This window comes from Acerihabitans sp. TG2 (assembly GCF_035013185.1).
Taxonomy (GTDB): Bacteria; Pseudomonadota; Gammaproteobacteria; order Enterobacterales; family Enterobacteriaceae; genus Acerihabitans.
Genome location: NZ_JAYGJO010000004.1, coordinates 17,483 through 44,185, shown reverse-complemented (window position 1 = coordinate 44,185; position 26,703 = coordinate 17,483). Strand labels below are relative to the sequence as shown.

The following is a 26,703-nucleotide window of genomic DNA, read 5'->3' as shown; positions in this document are numbered from 1 at the left end:
TGAGGTAGACCCAGGCAAAAAATGCGATTTTGGGCATACGCCTGTAGATTTGGTCATCTGTACCATGATCCCTACCAAAGATTTCGTTATAGTCAGTAACATTTGTTCACAGGGCGGTTCCTGATTACGACGCCCCTCGCAGTGAGAATGATATCCATGTCTGGTCCTTCACCTCAGCCGACCGCCAGTGGATGGCGTCTCAATCTGAATATCTTGTCTATCGTGGTGTTCAATTTTGTTAACTACCTGACTATCGGCTTGCCGTTGGCGGTTTTACCAGGTTATGTCCATAACCACATGGGCTATAGCGCGTTTTGGGCCGGTCTGGTAATCAGCTTACAATATCTGGCCACCCTGCTTAGCCGACCCTGGGCCGGACGTTATGCAGATCGGGTTGGGGCAAAACGTATTGTGGTGCTAGGGCTATTTGGTTGCCTGCTGAGTGGCATTTGCTATTTTTTATCACTGCTTGGCGACACGATACCGCTACTCGCGATGGGCATGTTATGCACCGGTCGGGTGATCCTGGGCGTCGGTCAGAGTTTTGTCGGGACCGGTGCAACGCTCTGGGGAGTAGGTGCCGTGGGGTCATTACATATCGGCAAGGTCATTTCCTGGAATGGTGTTGCGAGCTACGGTGCGCTGGCGGTAGGGGCACCTCTGGGCGTGTGGTTATTTTTCCTCGGTGGATTAGGACTATTGTCAGGGGTAATCATTGCGGTATGTGTGTTGGCCATTATGGCCGCCATCCCTCGCCAACCGGTTAAGACCGCCGGGGGTAAAAAAATCCCCTTTAGCGCAGTAGTGGGACTTATTTGGCGTTATGGGTTGGTATTGGCGTTTGCCTCCTGCGGCTTCGGTGTCATCGCCACGTTCATCACGCTATTTTATGAAGATAAAGGCTGGAGTGGTGCGGCCTTTGCCTTGACGCTATTTAGTCTGGCGTTTGTCGGCGCCCGCTTGCTCTTTCCCAACAGCATTAATCGCCACGGTGGGTTACGGGTATCTATGCTGTGTTTTATCGTTGAGATCGCCGGTTTACTCCTGGTCTGGCAAGCCGTGACACCCTGGATGGCGCAGATAGGCGCATTGTTGACCGGTGCCGGATTTTCCCTGGTCTTTCCCGCCCTGGGTGTGGTGGCAATGAAAGCGGTACCGCCGCAAAACCAGGGTAGTGCCCTCGCGACCTTTACCGCCTTTATGGATCTATCGTTAGGCGTGGTTGGCCCGCTGGCAGGGGTATTAATGGCCCATGCCGGCGTATCCTCCATCTACCTGGTGGCGGCAGTGCTGGTACTGGCGGGTTTGATCATGACGTTAATGCTTCGGCGGCGGGTGTTGCGTAACCGGGCGTCAGGTCAAGTGAGCTGACCCGTCATCTTTCCCGCGGCAGGTGCGTTGGCTACACGCTTTCACCCGAATCACTTACTTATGTAAGCTCATCGGGTTCATGCGCTTGCCGCCTTCCTGCCACGCGAAATCTATAGGGTAGCACCCGTCATCTTTCCCGCGGCAGGTGCGTTGGCTACACGCTTTCACCCGAATCACTTACTTATGTAAGCTCATCGGGTTCATGTGCTTGCCGCCTTCCTGCCACGCGAAAGTGGCTATTTGATGACGATGGTATTCAATATGGCTTCGGCGGCACTTTGCGCTTTTTGCTGGTTGTCGGCGGGCAAGGTGATTTGCATCGTAAGCAGATGGTCAGCCATCTTAGCGAAAATGACCGAGGAGTAGGCGGGTTTACCGCCGCTGGAAACAATACTGTCAAACTGCTGCAGAGTCTGGCCATTAACGATGACGGCCTTGTTGGTCACGACCTGCAAATCCGGGTCACGAGCGCGCTGCTGCTCTTCAAGCCGCTGGGCCAGGACATCCAATCCTACGGTGGTACTGTCGCCGAGGATAACGATAATTGCCTTATGCCCGCTATTGTCGGCGTAGACATGCATATTATTGGCTTGGGTACCGACTTTACCGCTTTGGTCGCTCATATCACTCGGCAAGGTAAAAACCAGTTTTCCATCCAGCAGAGAGACTTTATTTTCCGACTGGGTCTGCGCTGCTCCATTGTCAACCGGGGTGGCAGCGTCATTTTTATTGTCACAGGCCGCCAACCCGATAATCAACAGGCTAATGCCCAGGTACTTCGCTACTTTCTGCATAAATTTCCTTAATACTCCATATGTTCAGCCGATCTGCCGAAGCGCGTCAAGGCGTGTTAATCAAACACGATTTGATATAAGAAAAATAGTATCACCTGAACGCAGTTACGTTTTTTTTAGGCTCTTTATGTGATGCCTATGTGCTAAGGATAACGCAAAACCTACCTCAACCGGGTTGGAAAAATGCGTTGTGGCTCGGTTTCCCCAGATTCTTAAGGAGCATGTTCAGCAGAACACCGTACATCGGTAGGAAAAATACCATACTAATAAGTAGCTTGAAGCTATAGTCCACCAAGGCAATCTCTACCCAATGGGTGGCCATAAAGGGATCGGTACTGTGATAAAAAGCGATAAAAAAGAACGCCAGCGTATCGCTGATATTACCAAACAGCGTTGATGCCGTGGGCGCTACCCACCAACGAAAACCGCGCCGTAACCGGTTGAAGACATGCACATCAAGGATTTGCCCCAGCGCGTAGGCCATAAAGCTGGCGCAGGCAATGCGCGCGACAAACACATTAAACTGGCTGAGCGTGGCGAAACCCTGCCACGTACCTTGGTAAAACAGGCAGGATACGCCGTAGGATACCAGTAGCGCCGGCACCATGACCGCCAGAATAATCTTGCGAGCCAGGGGCGCGCCAAAAATCCGCACCGTCAAATCGGTAGCAAGGAAAATAAAGGGGAAAGTAAACGCACCCCAAGTGGTATGGAATCCAAAGATGCTGACCGGCAATTGTACTAAATAATTGCTCGACGTGATGATAATGAGATGAAATAACGCTAGCCAGATCAGCGCATGCAGCCGCTGACGGGGGGTAAATGTAAACATTCTGTGGCCTTTTTTAACGAATGGGGTGAGGGAACCCAGAACTACCGATCGGTAACAACCAACGCGGATAATGACGCGGCGGCATAATACGCGAGCGGCCGAAGATTGCAAGAGTTGAGTTTACCATCATTATCAGCGAAGCTTGCTGATAAATATCACTGGCGTAGACTCATAACGCTAAATCTATTGGCTGTATATAAACCACCGGAAGCTGAAAATGCTTATGTCAGATCCCTTCGCTGCTGCCGATCTCACTCTTGATGCCCAGGGGCTGCGTTGCCCCGAGCCGGTGATGATGGTGCGTAAGACCGTGCGTCAAATGGAAACAGGTCAAACTTTGTTGATTATCGCCGACGATCCCGCCACTACGCGCGACATTCCCGGTTTCTGCCGCTATATGCAGCACACATTGGTGGCCCAGGTCACGGAGCAATTGCCCTATCGTTACCTGGTACGCAAAGGATAATCTCAGAAGTATAATGACCGAACGATTAAAAAATGTCCGGCAAAATAGCTGGCTGCGATGATTGCTCTGGCCGCGTTAAAGGGATAGCGGAAACGGCTGACCAACCACAAGACGGTGGAGATCAGCAAAAATCCCGTGCCCGCCAGCAGGGACAGACTATGATCGCTGCTGCGGGCAAAATAGTGCTCCCCGGCAATCCAGACCATTAATAATGTCATGCCAATATAAGTGCATACCGGCCAACGCAGTTCCGCCAGATGTTGCCATAGTACAGCGATCAGTGCCGCGCCGATTATCAGCAGCAGGATCGGCAAAGGCCAGAATACGCTGAATGTCATTTGACTGGCGAAGCCTATGGTATAGAGCAGATAGGACAGAAAATAAGCGCCGATCACATAAATGATCCGCTCGTCGCGCAGCAGCAGTAATGCATCGCCGACCATGGTCGCCACCAGACCCAGGATTATCAGGTATCCCGCTGGGGTTAACACGGGGGTCTGAGCAGCCAAGGCCAACAACAGCAATAAGGTGACCGGTTTAAATAACCAGCGCTGCCACACCGGCCCGCGATAGGTGGCATCGACAAATAGCCAACCGGAAAAAACCACTGCGATAAATGACCAAAGCATTTTTTTATCCTTAATTGTGCGGTGAGATGGCCTTCCCTGAACAAACGATGGAGACAATAGGGACGGATTGCGGCGGGTGATGAACCTCTTTTTAGGGGATTGCCCCGCGTTTAACCAAGATTTAGTCAGGGAGATGTGCGGCCAGCTTACTTCATGGTATGTTAGCGCCAGATTTTATCCAAGCAAAACACATTTGCCCAGAATTGTGGGGGATAGCCGGGTTATGAGCAGCGAACAGCCATTATATCGCATTCAATTTATCAATAATGGCAAAAACTATCAGCTTTACGTGCGTGAGCTGAATCAGAGCACCATGTTCGGTTTCATTGAGATCGGCGACTTTGTTTTTTACAGCCAAAGTGCCGTATTAGTGGACCCGTCAGAAGAAAAACTAAGAACGGAATTTGACGGCGTTAGCCGCAGTTATATTCCGTTGCAGGCGGTGATCCGCATCGATGTGGTCACGGAAAAGGGCAGCGCACGCATATCCGATCTTGGCGATAATGTTACCGCTTTCCCTTATTCTCCTGGCAAGAAGCCAACCTGACAGCGCGACCGCTTAACCGACCCGGTTTTGCGAACGCTGCTTTTTTTGCCATGCCAGCATTTCAAACACGCCGAATAAAAACATCTTCGCCTGAAATACCCGGCTAAGTTTTGGTTCATCCCGCGTCAGGGTTGCTTTTAACAATATCAGCTGCAGCCCATGCATTGCCACCATAAAAAATAGCGCGAAGTCGAAAAAGAAATTTAACGGCCTTTGGAAGGGGTGAATCAGGTTGAACAGCAAAAAAACCCAGATCAGTAACATCAAAAAACGGCCAAAATTAATTCCCATCATCATGCTCCCGTTGACTATCTTGGCGGATAAACAGCCGGTAGGCAACCTGGCCGGCAACCTTCTCCCGGTGCAGTCGCCAGTGTGGCGGTATGGACACTGTAGGGCCGTCTATTTCTGTTTCAATATAGATCCAAGCCTCCGGCGCCAGCCAACCATGCTCTTCGAGTAATAGCACTGTTCGCTCAATAAATCCTTGATGAAATGGCGGATCCAAAAAAATCAAATCATAGGGCGTTCCCTGGGTTGCCAACCAGCGCAGACTATCGGTATGAATGACCTGCCCACGATCGGCACAGAGCAGGCGCAGATTTTTTTCCAATTGAACTGCCACCGCCCGATCCTGCTCGAGCAACATGGTGGTGGCGGCATAGCGTGAAAGGGCCTCGAGACCCAACGCACCGCTACCGGCAAAACAGTCTAGGCAGCGTGCGCCTTGAATCATCGGCGCCAGCCAGTTAAACAAGGTTTCCCGTACCCGATCGGTGGTCGGCCGCAGGCCTGGGCTATCGGGCACCGGCAACTTACGCCCGCGCCATTGGCCGCCGATCAGCCGGATTTGTCCAGCCGGGCGCGAAGGGATTTTTTTCGCTATGGATGTCTTATTATTTGCCAAATCAGTAAAAAAACCACGTAGGAGCGAGAATGTCCTATTCTACCGGCCCGCTGGCTCGGGGGGAATGTTAATTATCAGTTGTTTGAATGTATCAGGGAAAACCCAACGCCATGCGTGTTGAGATCCAGAGAAAGTGGTAAACTATCAGGTTTATCAGTCACGTTATTCATCCGCCATGATTATTCGGCGAGGAGTGCAGTCGCATATGGCAAAAGAGAAAAAACGCGGTTTCCTATCGTGGTTGGGCATTAAGCAGCGCGACGATGCCCAAGAACGGAAACCAGAGGACCATCAGGACGCCGAAACGGGTACTGGTGTTGATGCTATCGCCGGGCAACCGGACGCACCTGCCATAGACCACACTATCTCCGCCGATGCTGCCAGGGAAACCGCCTTGGATATTGTGGACATCAGCGAACAGGTCGCGACACGGCAAAACGCCGGGTACTCTTCGTTGGACACGTCGTCAGCCGAATCCGGCGAAGTGGTGAGCGCCAACGCTACACCTGACGCCGCTGTGCCGGCAGTTGAACCTGACGACGCTCAGCCTGCTGCCGAGGAGGACACTTCCCTGGTCATCCGTGATCAGGCGGTGCAGGGCCTTGCTGATGACAACACTGGGGCAACGCTCGACGCTGACGGATCGGATCGAGTATTGCACTCCTCGTTGGGGGGTTCCGAGGTCATTGAGCCCACAGATGACGCGGAAACTGAGCGCAAACGTCCGACACGGGAAGGCTTTTTTACCCGTTTGAAGCGAGGGCTGGTTAAAACCAGACAAAATCTGGGTTCCGGATTTATCGGATTGTTTACGGGCAAGAAGATCAACGATGATTTGTTCGAGCAGTTGGAAGAGCAATTGTTGATTGCCGATGTGGGCGTGGAAACCACCCGCAAGATTATCGCTACCCTGATTGAACACGCCGATCGCCGGCAACTGAAAGACGCGGATGCGCTTTATGGCAAACTCAAAGAAGAGATGGCCGCTATTCTTGCCAAAGTCGATCGTCCGCTGGACGTCGGTGGCAAAACGCCATTCGTCATTCTGATGGTCGGGGTTAACGGTGTCGGCAAAACGACGACCATCGGTAAACTGGCGCGTCAGTATCAAGCGCAAGGTAAAACCGTCATGCTGGCAGCCGGCGATACCTTCCGCGCTGCGGCGGTGGAGCAATTACAGGTCTGGGGGCAGCGCAATCACGTTCCGGTGGTGGCGCAGCACACCGGCGCCGACTCCGCCTCAGTCATTTTTGATGCTATCCAGGCGGCGAAGGCCCGCGGCATTGATGTGTTGATTGCTGATACGGCGGGGCGTTTGCAGAACAAGAGCCATTTGATGGACGAACTCAAGAAGATTGTCCGCGTCATGAAAAAACTGGACGTGGATGCCCCTCATGAGGTTATGCTGACGCTTGATGCCAGTACCGGGCAGAACGCCATCAGCCAGGCAAAATTATTTAACGAAACGGTACCTCTGACCGGGATAACCCTGACTAAACTGGATGGCACCGCTAAGGGGGGAGTGATCTTCTCCTTAGCCGATCGTTTTGCCATTCCGATTCGTTATATCGGTGTAGGGGAAGGTATTGAAGATTTGCGGCCGTTTAATGCCGTTGATTTTATCGAAGCGTTGTTCTCGCAAGAAGAGTAATGCGTTGCCCCAAAAGATAAGTAGGTTGCCCGAGAGGATTAAAAAGGATGATTCGCTTTGAACAAGTCAGCAAAGCCTATCTGGGCGGACGACAGGCACTGCAAAGTGTGAATTTCCATCTTCGTCCGGCTGAGATGGCCTTTCTGACCGGCCATTCAGGGGCGGGGAAAAGTACCCTGCTGAAACTGATTTGTGGCATAGAACGCCCTAGCGCGGGTCATATATTTTTTGGCGGCCATGATATCAGCCGGTTGAAAAGTGGTGAAGTACCCTTCCTGCGCCGCCAGATCGGCATGATTTTTCAGGATCACCATCTACTCATGGACCGCACCGTTTACGATAACGTGTCGATGCCGCTGATTATCGCTGGCGCGAGTGTTGAAGATATCCGGCGGCGTGTGTCTGCGGCGTTGGATAAAGTCGGGTTGCTCGACAAGGCGCGGAACTTTCCGATCCAGTTGTCCGGCGGTGAGCAACAGCGTGTGGGTATCGCCCGCGCGGTGGTAAATAAGCCAGTGGTACTCTTGGCCGATGAGCCTACCGGTAACCTGGACGATGCCTTGTCGGAAGACATTTTACGGTTGTTCGAGGAGTTTAACCGGGTCGGTGTGACGGTACTGATGGCCACCCACGACCTTAGCCTTATTGCCCGACGGAGTTATCGCATTATGTCTCTCAGCCAGGGAAGAATTTCCGGGGGCATCGATGGCGAATAAATTAAACCGGCCCAAACATCGCGCCAATTCCGCCAAGAGCAAAGCGTTGCGCGGCGGCTGGCGCGAACAGTGGAGCTATGCCTGGCAAGATGCGCTGGGGGATCTACGCCGACAGCCCTTGGCCACCTTATTAACTGTTGCGGTAATTGCCATTTCGTTGACGTTGCCCAGTGTATGTTATCTGGTATGGAAAAATGTGAGTCAGGCAGCGGAGCAGTGGTATCCGACGCCGCAGCTCACCATCTATCTGGATAAAACCCTGGATGATGACGCTGCGTTAAAGGTACTGAACCTTTTAAAACAGGAACCGGGTGTGGAAAAGGTGAATTACCTGTCCCGCGAAGAAGCGATGGGTGAATTTCGCAACTGGTCCGGGTTTGGCGGCGCGTTGGATATGCTGGAGCAAAATCCACTGCCAGCGGTGGCCATCATTACGCCAAAACTGGATTTTCAAAGCGCCGACACTCTCAAGACATTGCGCGATCGGGTGGCTGCGGTTACCGGAGTTGATGAAGTCAGAATGGATGACAGTTGGTTTGCCCGGCTGGCGGCGTTAACCGGGCTCGTGGGACAGGTTGCGGCCACCATCGGATTGTTGATGATCGTCGCGGTATTCCTGGTGATTGGTAACAGCATCCGGTTAAGTATTTTCAGCCGCCGCGATACGATCAACGTGATGAAATTGCTGGGTGCCACCGATGGTTTTATCTTGCGCCCGTTCCTGAACGGCGGTGCCATGCTGGGCCTGGGAGGCGCTATTTTATCGCTGATTTTGTCGGAAACGCTGGTGTGGAGGCTGGAATCGATGGTGGCGAAAGTTGCCGCTGTGTTTGGTACTACTTTTTCGCTCCATGGCCTGGACTGGTCGGAAACGCTGTTGCTGTTATTGATTTCCACCATGATCGGCTGGGTGGCAGCTTGGCTGGCAACGGTGCAACATTTACGCCGTTTTACACCACATTAATGGATTCTTTGTTATAATTGACTATGGAATGTTATGACCGCACTAGCTGTTCTATCTCAAATAGTTTGTATGAACTAACATGCTGCTTGCCGGTCCTAATATTGGCTGTCCGATAAACACACCCCGGTTGATGGGTTGTTGAAGGATAGCGAAGTTCTAGAAACTTAGTGAGAGGAACTGAATGATCAAAGACATGCAAGCTTTAGCCCTGGTTCCACAAGGCAGCCTGGAGGCTTATATCCGGGCAGCCAATGCCTATCCGATGCTGACGGCAGAGGAAGAGCAATCACTGGCTGAACGGCTGCATTATCAGGGCGACTTGGAAGCGGCTAAACGACTGATCCTGTCACACCTGCGCTTTGTTGTTCATATCGCGCGTAACTATTCCGGTTATGGACTGCCGCAGGCGGACTTAATTCAGGAAGGTAATATCGGTTTGATGAAAGCGGTGCGCCGTTTTAATCCTGAAGTCGGTGTACGGCTGGTGTCGTTCGCGGTGCACTGGATCAAGGCCGAAATCCATGAATACGTGCTGCGTAACTGGCGCATCGTCAAGGTTGCCACCACCAAAGCACAGCGTAAGCTGTTCTTTAACCTGCGTAAAAACAAAAAACGCCTGGGCTGGTTCAATCAGGACGAAGTCGAAATGGTGGCGAAAACCCTCGGCGTGACCAGCAAAGACGTGCGTGAGATGGAATCACGCATGGCCGCTCAGGATATGACCTTCGACCCGACCCCGGATGACGAAGGGCGCGACGGGCAGCCGATGTCGCCCATGTTATACCTGCAGGATAAATCCTCTGATTTTGCCGACGGCATTGAAGAGGACAACTGGGACGATCATGCTGCCGATAAGCTCAGTGTGGCGCTCGAAGGACTGGATGAACGTAGCCAGGACATTATCCGGGCCCGGTGGCTGGACGATGATAATAAGTCGACGCTGCAGGAGCTGGCCGATAAGTATGGTGTATCGGCAGAACGTGTGCGCCAGCTGGAAAAAAACGCCATGAAAAAAATGCGTTTGGCCATTGAAGCCTGATCTGCACACCTGCATCGTCTGACTGCACATCTCTTTATCATTAGCCGGTTTTTCACCGGCTAGTTATTTATTATATAAATCATAATAAATAAAGCATGTACATCTGAAAGTATTTTATGATAATTAATTTATACTCATATATATAGAAGGTGCTCGATATGTTTTCTTGCCATGCAATAAATGCATCATCTGCAGTACATACCAACACCGCCGAGAATAGTCGCACCACTAATGCAGCATTAAAAAAAACGCCCTATTCACGAAAGTTTCGTGCTGCGGAAAATAACGTCATACAACTTACCAACGTCACTAATAATAAAGTTATGCTGGATTATGTGAAACAGTTAGAGATGTATATTGCAAGAAACCAGATCGGTGTAGGCATGTCGTCGCAAAAAAATTCCAGCGAGTTTAATCACGTTATCCTGCGTGAAAGGATCAGTAAGTTCGGCAAGGCCATTAGGTTAGCCTTGGCAGATAACGGGTCCGGCGCTACGCATGTGCCCGCATGCACGGTTTCTGAAGAAAAATTTTATCGTGTTGGTACTAAAATATTAACGAAATGGGCTAAACATCCCTGTTGTTTAGATGCACATTATTACGCCACCGCATTACGCTCGGTTGATTCTGAGGTCATTCAAGCAACATTAGCGACGTCGATTTTAAAAAAATATTTGACTGAATATCGCCATAACTCTTTAAACGTACAGGCGTAATGCAGTGTACTGATATATTATTATATGCAGATTACTATAAGCCACATTAAATACGTCATTATGAATTAATGGTTTTAATCCTGATTTCACAGTATTGCTAGACGTGTCTATGTCAAAATACATTCTGGTGTAGATACCAAGGCGCGGCAATAATACTGATGGCCACTAAAGTGCAGGCTTTATCGCAACCACGACCGTTTTACTCAAGGTGTATTAGGGTTATAAACGATCGTTGCATGCTTTTTACCTCGCCTCACCGCCGTTTATGCCACCCATCCGGTTCCTGACTAAAGCCACAGGCGGCCATAAATTTAGCCATAATCATGGCATCACCCAAAGACTGATTATTGGCCAGCCACCAGTGATTAATTTCAGGGAGCAGGCGCTGTGTTTCGTTGATCAGATAAAGTCCTACACCACGGCGCCGGGTGACGTCTCGTACTAGCGGAGCGATAAGCCGTGCTTCGTTCCACTCATTATCGATGATAACCTGAACCGCAGCCAGTAGACGGTCGTTAAACCGGGCAGCAAACACCGCGAAGGAACCGGATAGCCGCGCGTTAAGCAGGGTAATGTCCGTATCCGGCCAAATTTTAGTCAAATCAAGGGTATCTTGCGGTGTAAAGTGGGTGAGCTTTTCTATAGTCAGTTTCATGCGTGTAATCACTTAAGACGTAAAAATATAATGTAGCGAATTTGTTGACAAATGATCGTGTAAATCTTGCTTAAATGAAACGTTGCAACACCTTCACCCGTTGCACTTTTCCGATCAAACGATCTCTTCTGATACCATAATATAGCACAACACGCTAGTTCAGCATGAATATACCGATAATAATACCATTATTTTGTGCTGTACTGACAGGTAATTTCTGACACTATAAGTTGATTTACAGCATAATATTTTTGTTTAATAATATGAAAAATAATAGTTTATTTTACAATCCCTTGATTCTGAGGGTAATGCATTGTCACATATAATAATTATGCTATATCCGCCATACATTGAGTTGCACAAAGGTGGGTATAAATAGCAGTGAAGAGCCGGTGATACGCACGGGCGGCAAACACAACAATAACGGAGAACAGTGGATGAAAATCAACAAAGGTAACGCTTTGCTGGCCGGCTGTATGGCCTTGGCAATGAGTCATTCTGTCTGGGCGAAGGACATCAAAATCGCGGTAGTGGGCGCAATGTCCGGCCCGGTGGCTCAATATGGCGATATGGAATTTACCGGTGCACGCCAGGCCATTGCCGATATCAATGCCAAAGGCGGGATAAAGGGCGATAAACTGGTCGCGGTTGAATATGATGACGCCTGCGACCCTAAGCAAGCGGTAGCGGTGGCCAATAAAGTCATTAATGACGGTATTCGTTACGTCATCGGGCATTTGTGTTCCTCATCAACCCAGCCCGCGTCGGATATCTACGAAGATGAAGGGGTGCTTATGATCACCCCGGCAGCAACCAATGCTGATTTGACCACCCGCGGTTACAAGATGATTATGCGTACCACCGGCCTTGATTCCGATCAGGGACCGACCGCTGCAAAATATATCCTTGATGTGGTTAAACCCAAACGTATCGCCGTGGTGCATGACAAACAGCAATATGGCGAAGGCCTGGCGCGGTCGGTACGGGATAGCCTGAAAAAACAGGGCGGCAACGTTGTGTTTTTTGACGGTATCACCGCCGGTGATAAAGACTTCTCCACCCTGGTGGCGCGGCTGAAGAAAGAGAACGTCGATTTTGTTTATTTCGGTGGTTATTATCCAGAAATGGGGCAGATCCTGCGCCAGGCCAAGCAGTCTGGCCTGAATATTCAGTTTATGGGGCCGGAAGGGGTGGGCAACTCCTCGTTATCCAATATCGCTGGCGCCGCGTCAGAAGGCATGCTGGTGACCTTACCGAAACGTTATGACCAGGTGCCCTCCAACCAGCCTATCGTCGCAGAGCTTAAGGCGAAAAAACTGGATCCTACCGGACCTTTCGTTTGGACCACATATGCAGCGGTGCAAGCCCTGGCTAACGGTATGGAAAGCGTGGGCATGGATCCGGTCGCAATCGTTAAAAATCTGAAATCCAAAACTGTGGATACGGTGATGGGACCCTTGAGCTGGGATCAGAAAGGCGATCTGAAAGGATTTGAATTCGGCGTATTTAAATGGCACGCAGACGGTACTTCCACACCGGTCAAGTAATCTGCCGGCCCCCCTCTAGTTAAAAAATGTCGCTTCCGGTTACGTTTGAGTCACTGGAAGCGACTACGAAGGTTAAAGGTATGTCCGAGCAGTTCCTTTATTTTATGCAGCAGTTGTTCAACGGCCTGACGTTGGGCAGCACCTATGCATTGATCGCCATTGGCTACACCATGGTTTATGGCATTATCGGCATGATTAACTTTGCCCACGGCGAAGTGTATATGATCGGCAGTTATGTCTCTTTTATTGTGATCGCAGCCCTGATGATGATGGGGATTGACGCCGGTTGGCTGTTAATCGGCGCCGGATTTATTGCAGCAATTGTGATTGCCAGCGCGTATGGCTGGAGTATCGAGCGAGTGGCCTACCAGCCGGTACGATCCTCAAAGCGATTGATTGCATTGATTTCTGCCATCGGTATGTCCATTTTCTTGCAAAACTTTGTCAGCCTTAGCCAGGGGTCCCGTGATTTGGCGTTGCCGAATCTGGTCAGCGGTCGATGGGTGCTGGGGCAAGCCAATGGTTTTGTCACCACGATCAGCACCATGCAGTTCATCATCTGGTTGGTAACCTTTGTATCCATGCTGGTACTGACATTATTTATCCGATATTCGCGTATGGGCCGCGCTTGCCGCGCTTGCGCGGAGGACCTGAAAATGGCCAGCCTACTGGGCATCAGTACTGACCGGGTTATTTCGCTAACCTTCGTTATTGGTGCGGCGATGGCGGCGATAGCCGGTGTCTTATTGGGGCAATTTTATGGTGTCATCAATCCCTATATTGGTTTTATGGCAGGTATGAAAGCGTTTACCGCAGCGGTACTGGGCGGCATTGGCAGCATCCCCGGCGCCATGTTGGGCGGATTAATTTTGGGCGTGGCGGAAGCGTTGACGTCTGCTTATTTAAGCAGTGAATATAAAGACGTGGTTTCTTTCGCGTTGTTGATTGTTGTGCTGTTGGTATTACCTACCGGGATCCTGGGTCGTCCGGAGGTCGAAAAAGTATGAAAATTTCCCATTTACTCAATGCGCTGTTCTGCGCGTTTATGCTGTTGGTGCTGGCCACCTTTATGATGGGCATGCGCCTGAGCTTGGAGGGTACCGGGCTGGTGGTACACGGGGCGAGTAAGGTCCGTTGGTACTGGATTGGCGCGGGTTGTGCCGTGGTATTCTTTTTCCAACTGCTGCGGCCCTCTTTTCAACGTGTGATAAAAAAAATCAGCGGCCCTACTTGGGTTTTGCCAAGTTTTGATGGGTCGACGCCGCGTCAGAAGTGGTTGGGGCTGGTGATGATCCTTGCCGCTATCGCCTGGCCGTTTTTGGTGTCGCGCGGTACCGTGGATATCGCCACGCTGACGCTGATTTATGTGATGCTGGGCCTGGGGTTGAATGTGGTGGTCGGTTTATCCGGCTTATTGGTATTAGGTTATGCCGGTTTTTACGCCATCGGTGCCTATACCTATGCGCTGCTCAACCACTATTATGGTCTTGGTTTTTGGCAAAGCTTGCCACTGGCGGGTGGGGTAGCGGCAGGGTTTGGTTTATTACTTGGTTTTCCGGTATTGCGGCTGCGCGGGGATTATCTGGCGATTGTGACCCTGGGGTTTGGCGAGATCGTGCGTATTTTGCTATTAAATAATACTGCACTGACCGGTGGACCGAATGGGATCAGTCAAATTCCCAAACCGACTCTTTTTGGTTTGGAATTCAACCGTAGCTCTCGTGGCGGCGGTTGGGATACCTTTCACCACTTCTTCGGCCTGAGCTATGATCCCAACGATCGCATCATCTTTTTGTATCTGGTGGCGTTGCTATTGGTGATCCTGACGTTATTTGTGATCAACCGGTTGCTGCGTATGCCGCTTGGCCGAGCTTGGGAGGCACTGCGCGAAGATGAAATCGCCTGTCGTTCTTTGGGCCTGAGTCCAACCCGGATTAAGCTTACCGCGTTTACCATCAGTGCGGCGTTCGCCGGTTTTGCCGGGACGCTGTTTGCCGCACGTCAAGGATTTGTCAGCCCAGAATCCTTCACCTTTGTGGAGTCGGCCTTTGTGTTGGCTATCGTGGTACTGGGCGGTATGGGCTCGCAATTTGCAGTGATCCTGGCGGCGGTTATTTTGGTGGTTTCCCGCGAGCTGATGCGTGATTTGAACCAGTACAGTATGTTACTGCTGGGGGCGTTGATGGTGTTGATGATGATCTGGCGACCGCAAGGGTTGCTGCCGATGAAACGTCCGCAAATGAAAATGAAAACCGGCAAAGGAGCGCAGGCATGACATCGTCCGCGTTAAAGCCATTGTTGGCCGTTAAGGCACTGTCGATGCGTTTCGGTGGGCTACTGGCGGTCAATCAGGTGGAGCTGGATCTGTTTCCTGGTGAAATTGTTTCCCTGATAGGTCCCAACGGTGCCGGCAAAACGACCGTATTTAATTGTCTGACCGGATTCTATCGTCCCACCAGCGGCACCATTGTGCTCGGTGATAAGCATCTGGAAGGCCTGCCAGGGCAAAAAATCGCCCGTATGGGTGTGGTGCGTACATTTCAGCATGTGCGATTATTTCGTGAAATGACGGTGATTGAAAATCTGCTGGTGGCGCAGCATCAGCATCTTAAAAGCGGTGTCTTTGCCGGCTTGCTGAAAACCCGCGCGTTTCGTCAGGCCGAAGCACAGGCGCAGGATTATGCCGGCACCTGGCTAGATCGGGTGGGTTTGCTCGATCTGGCCAACCGTCAGGCGGGTAATTTGGCTTATGGTCAACAGCGGCGTCTGGAGATTGCCCGTTGTATGGTGACCAGGCCATCGTTGTTGATGCTTGATGAGCCGGCCGCTGGTCTGAATCCTAATGAAACCAAAGAATTGAATGATCTGATTGCGGAACTGCGTTCGCAGCATAACGTGTCGGTGTTGTTGATCGAGCACGACATGAAATTGGTGATGGGTATTTCGGATCGCATTTATGTCGTTAACCAAGGGATGCCGTTGGCGAACGGTACTCCCGCCGAGATTCGCAATAACCCGGATGTGATTCGGGCTTATCTGGGAGAGGCCTGATGAGTACGGATTCAGCTATGTTGTCATTGCATCGGGTATCGGCGCATTACGGTAAAATTCAGGCGTTGCATGAGGTGACCCTGCATATCAATCCAGGTGAGATCGTGACGCTTATCGGTGCCAATGGTGCAGGTAAGACCACGTTGCTGGGGACGCTTTGTGGTGATCCACGAGCAACACACGGCAGAATACTCTATGAGGGTAGCGAGATTAGCGATTGGCCGACGGCGCGGATTATGCGTGCCTCGATTGCTATTGTGCCGGAAGGGCGTCGGGTGTTTTCACGTATGACGGTGGAAGAGAATCTGGCCATGGGCGGCTTTTTCATCGAAAAACGGGAATATCAGCAGCAAATTAAGCGGGTATTCGAGTTATTTCCTCGTCTTTATGAGCGGCGTGTGCAACGCGCCGGCACGATGTCCGGTGGCGAGCAGCAGATGTTGGCTATTGGCCGGGCGTTAATGAGCCGTCCTCGTCTGCTGTTGCTTGACGAGCCGTCTTTGGGGTTGGCGCCCATTATCATTGCGCAAATTTTCGATACTATCGAGCAGTTGCGGCAGGAGGGGATGACCATTTTCCTGGTAGAGCAAAACGCGAATCAGGCGCTTAAGTTGGCTGATCGTGGCTATGTGTTGGAGAATGGGAGGGTGGTGCTGGAGGATTCCGGTGCGGCTTTGCTGGTCAATGAGGCGGTGCGTAGCGCGTATTTGGGGGGATAACGTTGGGTGCTTCGCGCTCCTAGGGCGCGCGCGTCCTTTAACGTGGTCTGCTGCAGGTTGGGTGGTGATGGGCTTAGCGTACCTAGGGGCACTCGGGCGGGCAGGAAAACCATGCCCGCTTCGACCTCAACGGTACGCTTTCCCTTTAACAGGCCTGCTGCAGGTTGGGTGGTGACGGGCTTAGCGTACCTAGGGGCACTCGGGCGGGCAGGAAAACCATGCCCGCTTCGACCCCAACGGTACGCTTTCCCTTTAACGTGGTCTGCTGCAGCAAGTTTGCCATTTGGTTAGTGTGCCGGGTGTCATTTCTTCGTCATATTTTTGTTATTTTTCTGTCATTTGAGCATGTCATGTTACAGGCCGATGAAGTTTCTTATTCAGGAGCCCGGCATGTTGAAGCACTCTATTCGTATCGCTACGCTGAGCGTGGCATTAACGCTGGCCATTAGTACCAGTGCGCAGGCGGTTACCGATATTTCTTTTTGGCATTCAATGGATGGTGCGTTAGGTACCGAGGTGGACTCTTTGGCCACACGGTTTAACCAGTCCCACCCGGAATATCGGATCGTGCCGGTTTATAAGGGCAATTATGAGCAGGGCCTGACTGCGGGTATTGCTGCCTATCGGACCGGCAACGCGCCGGCAATTCTGCAGGTGTATGAAGTGGGCACCGCCACCATGATGGCCAGTAAGGCCTATAAGCCGGTGTATAAGGTGTTTGAGCAGGCCGGTATTAAAGAGGATGAGTCGGCATTTGTGCCGACGGTGTCGGCTTATTATAGCGACAGTAAAACCGGTCATTTGCTTTCCCAGCCGTTTAACAGCTCCACGCCGGTGCTGTATTACAATAAAGATGCGTTTAAAAAAGCCGGACTTAATCCTGACGAACCGCCAAAAACCTGGCAGGAACTGGCGGTTGCGGCATCCCAGCTGCGCAAAAGTGGTATGACGTGCGGTTATTCCAGTGGTTGGCAAGGCTGGATACAAATTGAGAACTTTAGTGCTTGGCATGGGCTGCCGGTGGCAACCGAAAATAACGGTTTTGACGGTAGTGATGCCAAACTGGTTTTTAATGGGCCTATACAGGTTAAGCATATCCAACTGCTCGAGGATATGAAGAAGAAGGGTGATTTCAGTTACTTTGGTCGTAAAGACGAGTCCACTGAAAAATTTTATAACGGCTCTTGTGGCATGATCACCGCATCGTCCGGTTCTTTGGCCTCTATTCGTCAATACGCCAAGTTTAATTATGGCGTGGGAATGTTGCCTTATGATGCCGATGTGAAGGGTGCGCCGCAAAACGCGATTATCGGCGGGGCGAGTTTGTGGGTCATGAACGGTAAGGATCCGGCAACCTATAAAGGTGTGGCGGAATTTCTGCAATTCCTGGCCAAACCGGACATCGCCGCCGAGTGGCATCAAAAAACCGGTTATCTGCCGATCACCACCGCAGCATATCAATTGACCAAGTCCCAGGGCTTTTATGATAAAAACCCCGGTGCCGATATTGCCACCCGCCAGATGTTGAACAAACCCCCATTGCCGTTTACCAAAGGAATGCGTTTGGGCAATATGCAGCAAATCCGTATTGTGATTGATGAAGAACTTGAGCGGGTTTGGACCGGCAAGGCCACGGCGCAGGAAGCCTTGGATAGCGCGGTTAAGCGCGGCGATGAGCTATTACGTCGCTTTGAACAATCTTTGCACTAAGCTTCCCTATCCTTTGTCCGCCGAGCGATCGGCGGGCAGATTTTTTGCCTTTCGGGGAACCGGTTTATGGCTAATACCCCCCATCGCGGTTTTACCCAACGCGGCTTGCCTTATCTGCTGATGCTGCCGCAATTGGTGATTACCGTGATTTTCTTTATCTGGCCCGCGGTTACGGCATTGTGGTATTCCGTGCAGAGCGTCGATCCGTTCGGCATTTCCAATACGTTCGTCGGTTGGGCGAATTTTGTTCAGCTGGCCCATGATGATTATTATCTGGATTCGTTTTTAACCACCTTATGGTTCAGCGGCCTGGTTACCGGCATTGGCTTGTTTGTGTCGTTGTTGCTGGCGGCGCTGGTGGATCATGTGTTGCGCGCTAAGCGAATCTACCAGACCCTGCTGTTGCTGCCCTATGCGGTAGCCCCGGCGGTAGCGGCGGTGCTGTGGATGTTTATGTTCAGCCCCGGTCTGGGACTTATCAGTTATTTACTCAATCATCTGGGTTATCACTGGAATCATGCGCAGAACGCTGGCCAGGCGATGTTTCTGGTGGTGCTGATTTCGGTGTGGCAGCAGGTCAGTTATAACTTTCTGTTTTTTCTCGCCGCGCTGCAATCCATTCCCCGCTCGTTGGTGGAGGCCGCCGCCATTGACGGCGCCGGGCCGGTGAGACGGTTTTTTAACCTGACCTTGCCGCTGATCACGCCGGTGAGTTTTTTTCTGCTGATCATTAACGTGGTGTATGCCTTTTTCGATACCTTCCCGGTGATTGATGCAGCCACCGGCGGCGGGCCAGTGCAGGCCACCACGACGCTCATCTACAAAATTTATCGCGAAGGTTTCACCGGGCTGGATCTGTCGAGTTCAGCGGCGCAATCCGTGGTGCTGATGATAATGGTGATTTTTTTGACGGTAATACAGTTTCGCTTTGTCGAGCGTAAGGTTCGTTATCAATGATCGAGAATCGTCGTGGACTGGATATGTTTAGCCATACGATGCTTATTTTGGGCGTCGCCGTTATTTTGCTGCCGTTGTATGTCGCGCTGGTAGCGGCAACCATGGATAACCAACAAGTGTTTCAGGTTCCGCTTAGTCTGGTGCCTGGTAGCCATCTTTGGCAAAACCTGGAACATGTATGGCGCCAGGGTGTCGGCAATCAGGCGGTGGCTTTTAGCCGACTGCTGTTGAATAGTTTGGTGATGGCGTTGGCTATTACCGTTGGCAAAATCAGCGTGTCGATGCTGTCGGCATACGCCATCGTGTATTTTCGCTTTCCACTGCGCAATCTCTTTTTCTGGCTGATATTTATGACGCTGATGTTGCCGGTGGAGGTGCGAATTTTTCCCACGGTGGATGTGATCGCCAAGCTGCATATGCTTGATAGTTATAGTGGTCTAACGCTACCGCTGATGGCGTCAGCCACCGCGACGTTTTTGTTCAGGCAATTTTTTATGACCATCCCCCATGAATTGCTCGAGGCTGCGCGTATTGACGGTGCCGGGCCGATGCGTTTTTTTTGGGATATTGTGCTGCCGTTGTCGAAAACCAACCTGGCGGCGCTGTTCGTCATCACCTTTATCTATGGCTGGAATCAATATCTCTGGCCGATCCTGATTATCAATGACAGTTCCATGGGCACCGCAGTGGCAGGGATCAGAAGCATGATCGCCAGTGGTGACAGTCCTACACAGTGGAACTATGTGATGGCGGCCATGTTGCTGACCATGATCCCACCATTGGCCGTGGTGTTGCTGATGCAGCGTTGGTTTGTGCGCGGCCTGGTTGATAGCGAGAAATAATTATTTATGGCAAATTTAATTTTGCAAGCAGTGGAAAAATCCTATGACGGCAAAACGCAGATCATCGCGCCGTTAAATCTTGAGGTTGCGGATGGGGAGTTTATCGTATTGGTCGGGCCTTCAGGCTGCGGTAAGTCCACGTTGTTGCGCATGGTTGCCGGTTTGGAGAGCGTTAGCAGTGGGGATATTTATATCGACGGTGAACGGGTTACCGAACGCGAGCCCAAAGATCGCGGTATTGCGATGGTATTTCAGAATTATGCACTCTATCCGCATATGAGTGTGTATGACAATATGGCTTATGGCCTGAAAATCCGGGGTTTCGGTAAACAGCATATTCGGCATGCGGTGGATAAGGTGGCGCAAATACTGGAGCTGCAGGAGTTGCTGGTACGCAAACCCCGCGAACTCTCCGGTGGCCAGCGGCAGCGTGTGGCGATGGGTCGGGCATTGGTGCGTGAACCGGCAGTATTTTTATTTGATGAGCCACTGTCCAATCTGGATGCAAAATTACGCACCCAGATGCGTTTGGAACTGCAGCAGTTGCATCGTCGCCTGAGGACCACCAGCCTGTATGTGACCCACGATCAGGTGGAGGCGATGACCCTGGCGGAGCGAGTGATCGTGATGAATAAAGGACGGGTAGAACAGATTGGCACGCCAACGGATATTTATCGCCGTCCGGCCACGCTGTTTGTCGCCGGTTTTATGGGGTCGCCGGCAATGAATCTGTTATCTGGCCGGGTCAGCGACGATGGTGCGTTGTTTGAAGTGACCGGGGGACCGGCCATTCCTTTGCCCACGAATGCAACACAATGGCGCGGCCGTGAGTTGACCGCAGGTATCCGCCCGGAGCATATTGAACACTCTGCTTCCCCAACCGGCGGTATCGGCATGGAAATTATCAGCCTGGAGCAGTTGGGCGCGGACAATCTGGTGCATGGACGTTGGGGCGCTTGTGATATGGTGGTGCGACTCCTGCATGATGACCGGCCGGTCATCGGATCGGTTCTTTATTTACAGTGTCCGGCTCAGGCATGGCACTTTTTTGATCCTATAAGTGGATCTCGGGTGGAATAATGACAACATTTTGGCCTTATCCAACCATCGTCGCCCATCGAGGCGGCGGTTCGTTAGCACCGGAGAATACCTTGGCCGCCATTGATACCGGTGCACGCTATGGCCATAAAATGGTTGAGATTGATGCCAAACTCTCCGCCGATGGACAGATTTTTTTATTGCATGACGATACGCTGGAACGTACCACCAGTGGGCATGGGGTCGCCGGAAAGCTTCGTTGGGACGAGTTGAATCCGTTAGATGCCGGTTCGTGGTTTGACGTAGCGTTTAGCGGTGAACGCTTGCCGTTACTTGCCGAGGTGGCCACCCGTTGCGCTCAGCATCACATGATGATCAATATAGAAATCAAACCCACCGTTGGCACCGACATCGAGACCGGCCGCGCGGTCGCGCTGGCGGCCGGGGCGATGTGGTCAGAACACGAGGTTCCGCCGTTACTGTCATCGTTTTCTGTCGACGCGCTGGCGGCTGCGTTGCAGGCCGCCCCACAGTTGCCGCGTGGCCTGTTGCTTGACGAATGGGATGACAATTGTCTTGAACGGGCGCGCAATCTGCAATGTGGCGCGTTGCATCTCAACCATGAGCTCCTGACCGAAGACCGGACCTCCACCATCCTGGATGCGGGTTTCGCTATTCTAGCCTATACCGTCAATAGCCCTTATCGGGCGCGCGCCTTATTAGCCTGGGGCGTCAATTCGTTATGTACCGATCGCATCGATCTTATCGGCACGGATTTTGCCCACTCATAGTTAACCTGCTGTCTACTCTTCCGTCGGCCCAGTCATTGGCAACATCATACCCATTATGGCTGTGGGCGAGGGATGGGCTCGGGCGCGTTTTGTTGGGCGCGTTGCCGATCGTTGTTGATCCGCGATTGCAGTTGATTGCGTTGCTGCTGCTGCTGGGCTTCCTGCTGTAATTGTAGGCGGGTCTGTTGTTGTTGGGCGTTGGTTTGCATCTGTTGTTGCAACTTCAATTGAGCCTGATTCGGTGGCAAGGACTGTTGGCCCTGTGAAGTGATAGGCTTTACCGCCGCCAAAGCATTTACGGACCCGCAGGCCAGCAACGCGGATAATAGCAACCCTGTATAGACCTTCATGGGCATCTCCCGAATGAATCCTGCTATTATTTTAACCCGAAAGTCGTGTGGCTGCAGGATATAACCGTGCTTATTTGTGCGCGGCATGGCCGGTTTTACTCGGCGGCGACCGCTCGGCGAGGTCGGTGTAGGGCGATTGCGGTGAGATTGCAGTATGATTTGATTGAATTATAACCAGATGTAAACCAACATTATCATTAAATTGGCGCGATCTTCCGTTAGAATAGCGTTTTGCGTTGTAGGATGTCATTGCCGTGCCACTGCTTATCACCACCACTATTTTATGGGCATTCTCCTTTAGCCTGATTGGCGAATTTCTGGCCGGACAGGTTGACAGCTGGTTTTCTGTGTTGGTGCGACTCTCTCTGGCAGCGCTGGTGTTTTTACCCTTTCTGCGCTGGCGCGGCTATCAGCCGAGGGCGTTGTTGTTATATATGGCGGTGGGCGCCTGCCAGTTGGGTATCATGTACATGATAGTCTACCGGGCTTATCTGTATTTATCGGTGCCGGAGTTTTTGTTGTTCACCGTGATGACCCCACTGTACGTCACGCTGGTCTATGATCTACTGCGCCGTCGTCGTTTGCGTTGGGGGTACATACTCAGCGCGCTGTTGGCGGTGGCGGGGGCGGCGATCATCCGTTACGACGGCGTTAGCCCGCATTTCTGGCATGGCCTGCTGTTGGTGCAGGCAGCGAATCTGTTTTTCGCCGTCGGGCAGGTGGGTTACAAGCGGCTGATGGAAGTTTATCCCATGCCTCAGCATACGGCGTTTTCCTGGTTTTATCTGGGATCGTTTATCGTGGCGTTGATCGGGTGGAGTCTGTTTGGCAATGCGGGTCAACTGCCTACCAGCTCCATACAATGGGTGGTACTGGTATGGCTGGGCCTCGGCGCGTCCGCGCTGGGGTACTTTATGTGGAATTATGGTGCCACCCAGGTTGATGCCGGCACGCTGGGAATAATGAACAACTTTCACGTTCCTGCCGGGCTATTGGTTAACTTTGCCATTTGGCAACAGCAGCCGCACTGGCCAACGTTTATCGTGGGCGCACTGGTGATTATGTCCTCGTTATGGGTGCATCGACACTGGATCGTTGTGCATCCCGAACGTAAGGCAGATGGGCGCAGGCATGCTGGCGGGATGAACGAATAAAGGCTTCGATAACCGGCTGGCGCTGTTCGCCGTCCCGGGATGCGGCGTACAGTCGGCTCCATACCCCTTTGCCCAGAGTTTTGGTGACGATCAGACCTTGGCGTTCGACGTTTTCTACTACCCAATGGGGCAACGCGGCAATACCCATGCGTGCCGACACCATCTGAATCAACAACAAGGTATTATCCACACTTTTCAGTACCGGGTTTACGCCGGCGGGCTGCAAAAAATGCCGCCAGATGTCCATGCGCTGACGCTGAACCGGATAAATCATCAGCACATCTTCGCTTAAATCTTCCGGCGTAATCTGCGTTTTGGTCGCCAGCGGGTGATCCGGCGCCAGCACCAATCGGACCTCGTAATCAAACATCGGCGTATAAAATAGCCCACTGCGCGGCAAAATATCTGAGGTTAATACCAAATCCAATTCGCCCTGTTGTAGCGCAGGCTGCGGATCGAAGGTCACGCCTGAACGAAAATCAACCACTACTTGCGGCCAGAGATCGCGAAATTCACTCAGTGCGGGCGTTAACCATTGGATGCAGCTATGGCATTCAATGGCCAACCGTAACGTGGTCTGATGCGGTTCGAGGCAATTTTGCAGCGCCTGCTGTACCTGAGGCAAAATTTGCGCGGCCAGTTGCAGCAAAATTTCTCCCTGCGGGGTGAAGCGCAGCGGCTGGCTTTTGCGCACAAATAACCGAAAACCCAGCCGCTGTTCCAGATCGCTGAACTGATGGGACAGCGCGGACTGTGTCTGGTGAAGCTGGGCCGAGGCTGCCGCAAGCGAACCGCTATCACGCAGTGCCTGCAGGGTCCGCAGATGTTTGAGCTCGATCATGAGGGTCTTTCACCTGGATATGAATAATTTGCGCTTGTGGATAACACAGTACATGGTGATTATGGATGTGTAAACATCTGGACGTCCAAATGGGAGAGGCAATGGCAATTTTAAATCACACACTAGGTTTTCCGCGTATCGGTCTGCACCGTGAGCTAAAAAAAGCGCAGGAAAATTACTGGGCAGGAAAATCCTCGCAGCAAGAATTATTGGCAGTTGGGAAAGAATTACGCGCCCGCCACTGGCAACAACAAAAAGATGCCGGTGTGGACCTACTGCCGGTGGGTGATTTTGCCTGGTACGATCACGTCCTTACCACCAGCATGATGCTGGATAATATTCCGGCGCGTCATCGCAATGATGATCAATCGGTGGATTTGGACACGCTATTCCGTGTTGGCCGCGGCCGGGCTCCGAGCGGCAAACCTGCCGCCGCCGCCGAGATGACCAAATGGTTTAATACTAATTATCATTACATGGTACCAGAATTTAGCCGTGGTCAATCGTTCCGCCTGGCCTGGACCCAACTGCTTGATGAGGTGGATGAGGCCCTGGCGCTTGGCCATAACGTGAAACCGGTTATTTTAGGCCCTTTAACCTATCTGTGGCTCGGTAAAGTCAAGGGCGAGGTTTTCGACCGTCTGTCATTGCTCGACAGTGTGCTACCGGTTTATCAGCACATTTTGCAACAACTGGCGAGTCGCGGTATCGAGTGGGTACAAATCGATGAGCCGGCCTTGGTGCTGGAGCTGCCCCAGGCGTGGCAGGATGCGTATCAAACCGCGTACCAGGCACTGAACGGCCCGGTAAAACTGCTGCTGACCACCTATTTTGACAGCATTGGTCATCACCTCGAACTCATTTGTCGTTTACCGGTGCAAGGTCTGCATGTGGATTTAGTGGCGGGCAAGGACGATGCTGCTGAGCTTCACCGACGGTTGCCGGCGCAATGGTTACTTTCCCTTGGGGTGATCAACGGACGCAACGTTTGGCGTGCCGACCTCGATGCCGTTTATAACCGAATCAAGGCGCTGGCGGGGCAACGACCTTTATGGGTGGCGACCTCTTGCTCGTTGCTGCACAGTCCTATCGATCTTGTCACGGAAACCCGTCTGGATGATGAAGCCAAAAGCTGGTTTGCTTTTGCTTTGCAAAAATGCGCTGAACTCGGACTATTGCGCAACGCCTTGACGCATCCGGATGCCGCCCAGGTGCAACGTTTGGTGGATTACAGTGCTCCGATACGCGCTCGTCGTCACTCCAGCCGGGTAAACAATCCTCAGGTTACAGCACGGCTGGAGCAGATCACCCCTCAGGACAGCCAGCGCAGCCCATATCATCAGCGTGCAGAGCTGCAGCGCCGCCGGTTTAACCTTCCTGCCTGGCCGACCACCACCATAGGTTCATTTCCGCAGACTACCGATATTCGCAGCCTGCGGTTGGACTTTAAACAGGGTCGGTTGGACCATGCCCGTTATCGCACCAGTATTGGCGAACATATCAAACAGGCGATTAACGAGCAGGAACGCTTGGGCCTGGACGTTTTGGTGCATGGCGAAGCCGAACGTAACGATATGGTGGAATATTTTGGCGAAAATCTCGATGGATTTGTGTTTACCCAGAACGGCTGGGTACAAAGTTATGGTTCCCGCTGCGTTAAGCCGCCCATCATTATCGGTGATGTCAGTCGTCCGGCGCCCATTACCGTAGAATGGGCGCGTTATGCTCAATCTTTGACCGAAAAACCGGTGAAGGGCATGCTTACCGGCCCGGTCACCATTCTGTGCTGGTCGTTCCTACGCGAGGACGTCAGCCGTAAAACCATTGCCCAACAGATTGCCCTGGCGCTGCGCGATGAAGTTGCCGATCTGGAGCAGGCGGGAATTGGGATTATACAGATTGACGAACCCGCGCTGCGGGAAGGATTGCCACTGCGCCGTTCAGCATGGCCGGACTATCTGGCGTGGGCGGTGGACGCTTTTCGGTTAAACGCCGCTGTTGCGCGGGATGATACCCAAATTCATACCCATATGTGTTATTGCGAGTTCAACGATATTATGGATGCCATTGCCGCGCTGGATGCCGATGTGATCACCATTGAAACCTCCCGCTCGGATATGGAGTTATTGGACACCTTTAAACAATTTGCTTATCCCAATGGAATGGGACCCGGAGTCTACGATATTCACTCGCCCAACGTGCCGAGCGAGGCGTGGATCGTGGCGTTATTGCGTAAAGCTGCCGAAAGCATCCCGGTGGAACGCTTGTGGGTTAACCCGGATTGCGGTTTGAAAACCCGTGCTTGGCCAGAAACTCGCCAATCCCTGGCCAATATGGTCAATGCTGCCAAACGACTGCGCGCGGAAATTCCCCGCTAAGCCGTTTTGTCAGCGGAAATAACCGGGCCGCCCATGAC

At 52.0% G+C, this 26,703-nt stretch carries 29 protein-coding genes; 20 read left to right on the top strand and 9 right to left on the bottom strand.

The genetic code is table 11. The annotated features are described in order from the left end of the window. The first annotated feature begins 156 nt into the window (after nt 1-156). A complete protein-coding gene (locus tag SJI19_RS04755) occupies nt 157-1,371 on the top strand; it encodes an MFS transporter (protein ID WP_323477125.1) in 1,215 nt (404 codons plus the stop codon). A 236-nt stretch (nt 1,372-1,607) separates the two neighbouring features. Here the strand turns inward: SJI19_RS04755 and SJI19_RS04750 are convergent, their stop codons facing one another. Next, nucleotides 1,608-2,165: a DcrB family lipoprotein gene (locus SJI19_RS04750; RefSeq protein WP_323477124.1), complete on the bottom strand. Its 558-nt coding sequence runs from the start codon at nt 2,163-2,165 to the stop codon at nt 1,608-1,610. 166 nt (nt 2,166-2,331) lie between these two features. Further along, on the bottom strand, nt 2,332-2,997 hold the full coding sequence (locus SJI19_RS04745; protein WP_323477123.1) for a 7-cyano-7-deazaguanine/7-aminomethyl-7-deazaguanine transporter: 666 nt from the start codon (nt 2,995-2,997) through the stop codon (nt 2,332-2,334). Nucleotides 2,998-3,220: 223 nt separating this feature from the next. Here SJI19_RS04745 and tusA point away from each other — a divergent pair, with 223 nt between their 5' ends. Next, nucleotides 3,221-3,463 carry a sulfurtransferase TusA gene (gene tusA / locus SJI19_RS04740; protein ID WP_323477315.1) on the top strand — a complete coding sequence of 81 codons (243 nt, stop codon included), beginning with the start codon at nt 3,221-3,223 and terminating at the stop codon, nt 3,461-3,463. Nucleotides 3,464-3,465: 2 nt separating this feature from the next. Here the strand turns inward: tusA and SJI19_RS04735 are convergent, their stop codons facing one another. Then, on the bottom strand, nt 3,466-4,092 hold the full coding sequence (locus SJI19_RS04735; RefSeq protein ID WP_323477122.1) for a lysoplasmalogenase: 627 nt from the start codon (nt 4,090-4,092) through the stop codon (nt 3,466-3,468). Between the two features lie 223 nt (nt 4,093-4,315). Here SJI19_RS04735 and SJI19_RS04730 point away from each other — a divergent pair, with 223 nt between their 5' ends. Beyond that, complete coding sequence (locus SJI19_RS04730; protein WP_323477121.1) at nt 4,316-4,639, top strand: DUF1820 family protein; 324 nt, start codon at nt 4,316-4,318, stop codon at nt 4,637-4,639. Between the two features lie 12 nt (nt 4,640-4,651). Here SJI19_RS04730 and SJI19_RS04725 read toward each other — a convergent pair whose 3' ends face one another. Next, nucleotides 4,652-4,930: a DUF1145 family protein gene (locus SJI19_RS04725; protein WP_323477314.1), complete on the bottom strand. Its 279-nt coding sequence runs from the start codon at nt 4,928-4,930 to the stop codon at nt 4,652-4,654. After that, entirely contained in the window at nt 4,920-5,525 is a 606-nt protein-coding gene (gene rsmD, locus SJI19_RS04720; RefSeq protein WP_323477313.1) for a 16S rRNA (guanine(966)-N(2))-methyltransferase, read from the bottom strand. Before rsmD ends, SJI19_RS04725 begins: the two co-directional genes overlap by 11 nt. A gap of 226 nt (nt 5,526-5,751) precedes the next feature. Between rsmD and ftsY the strand changes: the two genes are divergently transcribed. From ftsY to SJI19_RS04695, 5 genes are all read left to right on the top strand, one after another. Next, nucleotides 5,752-7,197, top strand: coding sequence for a signal recognition particle-docking protein FtsY (gene ftsY, locus SJI19_RS04715; RefSeq protein ID WP_323477120.1), 1,446 nt, complete (start codon nt 5,752-5,754; stop codon nt 7,195-7,197). 47 nt (nt 7,198-7,244) lie between these two features. Next, nucleotides 7,245-7,913: a cell division ATP-binding protein FtsE gene (ftsE, locus tag SJI19_RS04710; protein ID WP_323477119.1), complete on the top strand. Its 669-nt coding sequence runs from the start codon at nt 7,245-7,247 to the stop codon at nt 7,911-7,913. Next, complete coding sequence (gene ftsX, locus SJI19_RS04705; protein WP_323477118.1) at nt 7,903-8,877, top strand: permease-like cell division protein FtsX; 975 nt, start codon at nt 7,903-7,905, stop codon at nt 8,875-8,877. Before ftsE ends, ftsX begins: the two co-directional genes overlap by 11 nt. Nucleotides 8,878-9,058: 181 nt before the next feature. Further along, a complete protein-coding gene (gene rpoH, locus SJI19_RS04700; protein WP_323477117.1) occupies nt 9,059-9,916 on the top strand; it encodes an RNA polymerase sigma factor RpoH in 858 nt (285 codons plus the stop codon). A 158-nt stretch (nt 9,917-10,074) separates the two neighbouring features. Then, entirely contained in the window at nt 10,075-10,632 is a 558-nt protein-coding gene (locus tag SJI19_RS04695; protein WP_323477116.1) for a hypothetical protein, read from the top strand. Between the two features lie 253 nt (nt 10,633-10,885). Here SJI19_RS04695 and panM read toward each other — a convergent pair whose 3' ends face one another. Continuing rightward, on the bottom strand, nt 10,886-11,287 hold the full coding sequence (gene panM, locus SJI19_RS04690; protein ID WP_323477115.1) for an aspartate 1-decarboxylase autocleavage activator PanM: 402 nt from the start codon (nt 11,285-11,287) through the stop codon (nt 10,886-10,888). Between the two features lie 437 nt (nt 11,288-11,724). Between panM and SJI19_RS04685 the strand changes: the two genes are divergently transcribed. The 5 genes from SJI19_RS04685 (at nt 11,725) to livF (ending at nt 16,604) form a co-directional block, all read left to right on the top strand. Beyond that, a complete protein-coding gene (locus SJI19_RS04685; protein ID WP_323477114.1) occupies nt 11,725-12,834 on the top strand; it encodes a branched-chain amino acid ABC transporter substrate-binding protein in 1,110 nt (369 codons plus the stop codon). A gap of 80 nt (nt 12,835-12,914) precedes the next feature. Then, a complete protein-coding gene (gene livH, locus SJI19_RS04680; protein WP_323477113.1) occupies nt 12,915-13,841 on the top strand; it encodes a high-affinity branched-chain amino acid ABC transporter permease LivH in 927 nt (308 codons plus the stop codon). Next, nucleotides 13,838-15,109, top strand: a complete 1,272-nt coding sequence (locus SJI19_RS04675) for a high-affinity branched-chain amino acid ABC transporter permease LivM (protein ID WP_323477112.1) — start codon at nt 13,838-13,840, stop codon at nt 15,107-15,109. The genes livH and SJI19_RS04675 overlap by 4 nt, the downstream gene beginning before the upstream one ends. Next, nucleotides 15,106-15,885, top strand: coding sequence for a high-affinity branched-chain amino acid ABC transporter ATP-binding protein LivG (gene livG / locus SJI19_RS04670; protein WP_323477111.1), 780 nt, complete (start codon nt 15,106-15,108; stop codon nt 15,883-15,885). Before SJI19_RS04675 ends, livG begins: the two co-directional genes overlap by 4 nt. Then, the gene (gene livF / locus SJI19_RS04665; protein ID WP_416347502.1) at nt 15,885-16,604 is read left to right on the top strand and encodes a high-affinity branched-chain amino acid ABC transporter ATP-binding protein LivF; all 720 of its coding nucleotides are present in this window, start codon (nt 15,885-15,887) and stop codon (nt 16,602-16,604) included. Before livG ends, livF begins: the two co-directional genes overlap by 1 nt. A gap of 145 nt (nt 16,605-16,749) precedes the next feature. On the opposite strand, the gene SJI19_RS04660 is transcribed toward livF, so the two are convergent. Beyond that, complete coding sequence (locus tag SJI19_RS04660; protein ID WP_323477110.1) at nt 16,750-16,887, bottom strand: hypothetical protein; 138 nt, start codon at nt 16,885-16,887, stop codon at nt 16,750-16,752. A gap of 107 nt (nt 16,888-16,994) precedes the next feature. Here SJI19_RS04660 and ugpB point away from each other — a divergent pair, with 107 nt between their 5' ends. From ugpB to ugpQ, 5 genes are all read left to right on the top strand, one after another. Then, nucleotides 16,995-18,314, top strand: coding sequence for a sn-glycerol-3-phosphate ABC transporter substrate-binding protein UgpB (gene ugpB / locus SJI19_RS04655; protein WP_323477109.1), 1,320 nt, complete (start codon nt 16,995-16,997; stop codon nt 18,312-18,314). A 66-nt stretch (nt 18,315-18,380) separates the two neighbouring features. Next, nucleotides 18,381-19,271, top strand: a complete 891-nt coding sequence (gene ugpA / locus SJI19_RS04650) for a sn-glycerol-3-phosphate ABC transporter permease UgpA (RefSeq protein WP_323477108.1) — start codon at nt 18,381-18,383, stop codon at nt 19,269-19,271. Further along, nucleotides 19,268-20,113, top strand: coding sequence for a sn-glycerol-3-phosphate ABC transporter permease UgpE (ugpE, locus tag SJI19_RS04645; protein WP_323477107.1), 846 nt, complete (start codon nt 19,268-19,270; stop codon nt 20,111-20,113). The genes ugpA and ugpE overlap by 4 nt, the downstream gene beginning before the upstream one ends. A 6-nt stretch (nt 20,114-20,119) precedes the next feature. Continuing rightward, a complete protein-coding gene (locus SJI19_RS04640) occupies nt 20,120-21,193 on the top strand; it encodes a sn-glycerol-3-phosphate import ATP-binding protein UgpC (RefSeq protein WP_323477106.1) in 1,074 nt (357 codons plus the stop codon). Next, the gene (ugpQ, locus tag SJI19_RS04635; RefSeq protein ID WP_323477105.1) at nt 21,193-21,942 is read left to right on the top strand and encodes a glycerophosphodiester phosphodiesterase; all 750 of its coding nucleotides are present in this window, start codon (nt 21,193-21,195) and stop codon (nt 21,940-21,942) included. The genes SJI19_RS04640 and ugpQ overlap by 1 nt, the downstream gene beginning before the upstream one ends. A 53-nt stretch (nt 21,943-21,995) precedes the next feature. Here the strand turns inward: ugpQ and SJI19_RS04630 are convergent, their stop codons facing one another. Continuing rightward, a complete protein-coding gene (locus SJI19_RS04630) occupies nt 21,996-22,292 on the bottom strand; it encodes a DUF2756 domain-containing protein (RefSeq protein ID WP_323477104.1) in 297 nt (98 codons plus the stop codon). Nucleotides 22,293-22,546: 254 nt separating this feature from the next. On the opposite strand from SJI19_RS04630, the gene SJI19_RS04625 reads away from it, so the two are divergent. Continuing rightward, nucleotides 22,547-23,446: a carboxylate/amino acid/amine transporter gene (locus SJI19_RS04625; RefSeq protein ID WP_323477103.1), complete on the top strand. Its 900-nt coding sequence runs from the start codon at nt 22,547-22,549 to the stop codon at nt 23,444-23,446. Here SJI19_RS04625 and metR read toward each other — a convergent pair. After that, on the bottom strand, nt 23,352-24,287 hold the full coding sequence (gene metR / locus SJI19_RS04620; protein ID WP_323477102.1) for an HTH-type transcriptional regulator MetR: 936 nt from the start codon (nt 24,285-24,287) through the stop codon (nt 23,352-23,354). The two genes, SJI19_RS04625 and metR, sit on opposite strands and share 95 nt — an antisense overlap. A gap of 101 nt (nt 24,288-24,388) precedes the next feature. On the opposite strand from metR, the gene metE reads away from it, so the two are divergent. Beyond that, nucleotides 24,389-26,665, top strand: coding sequence for a 5-methyltetrahydropteroyltriglutamate--homocysteine S-methyltransferase (metE, locus tag SJI19_RS04615; protein WP_323477101.1), 2,277 nt, complete (start codon nt 24,389-24,391; stop codon nt 26,663-26,665). The last annotated feature ends 38 nt before the right edge of the window (nt 26,666-26,703 follow it).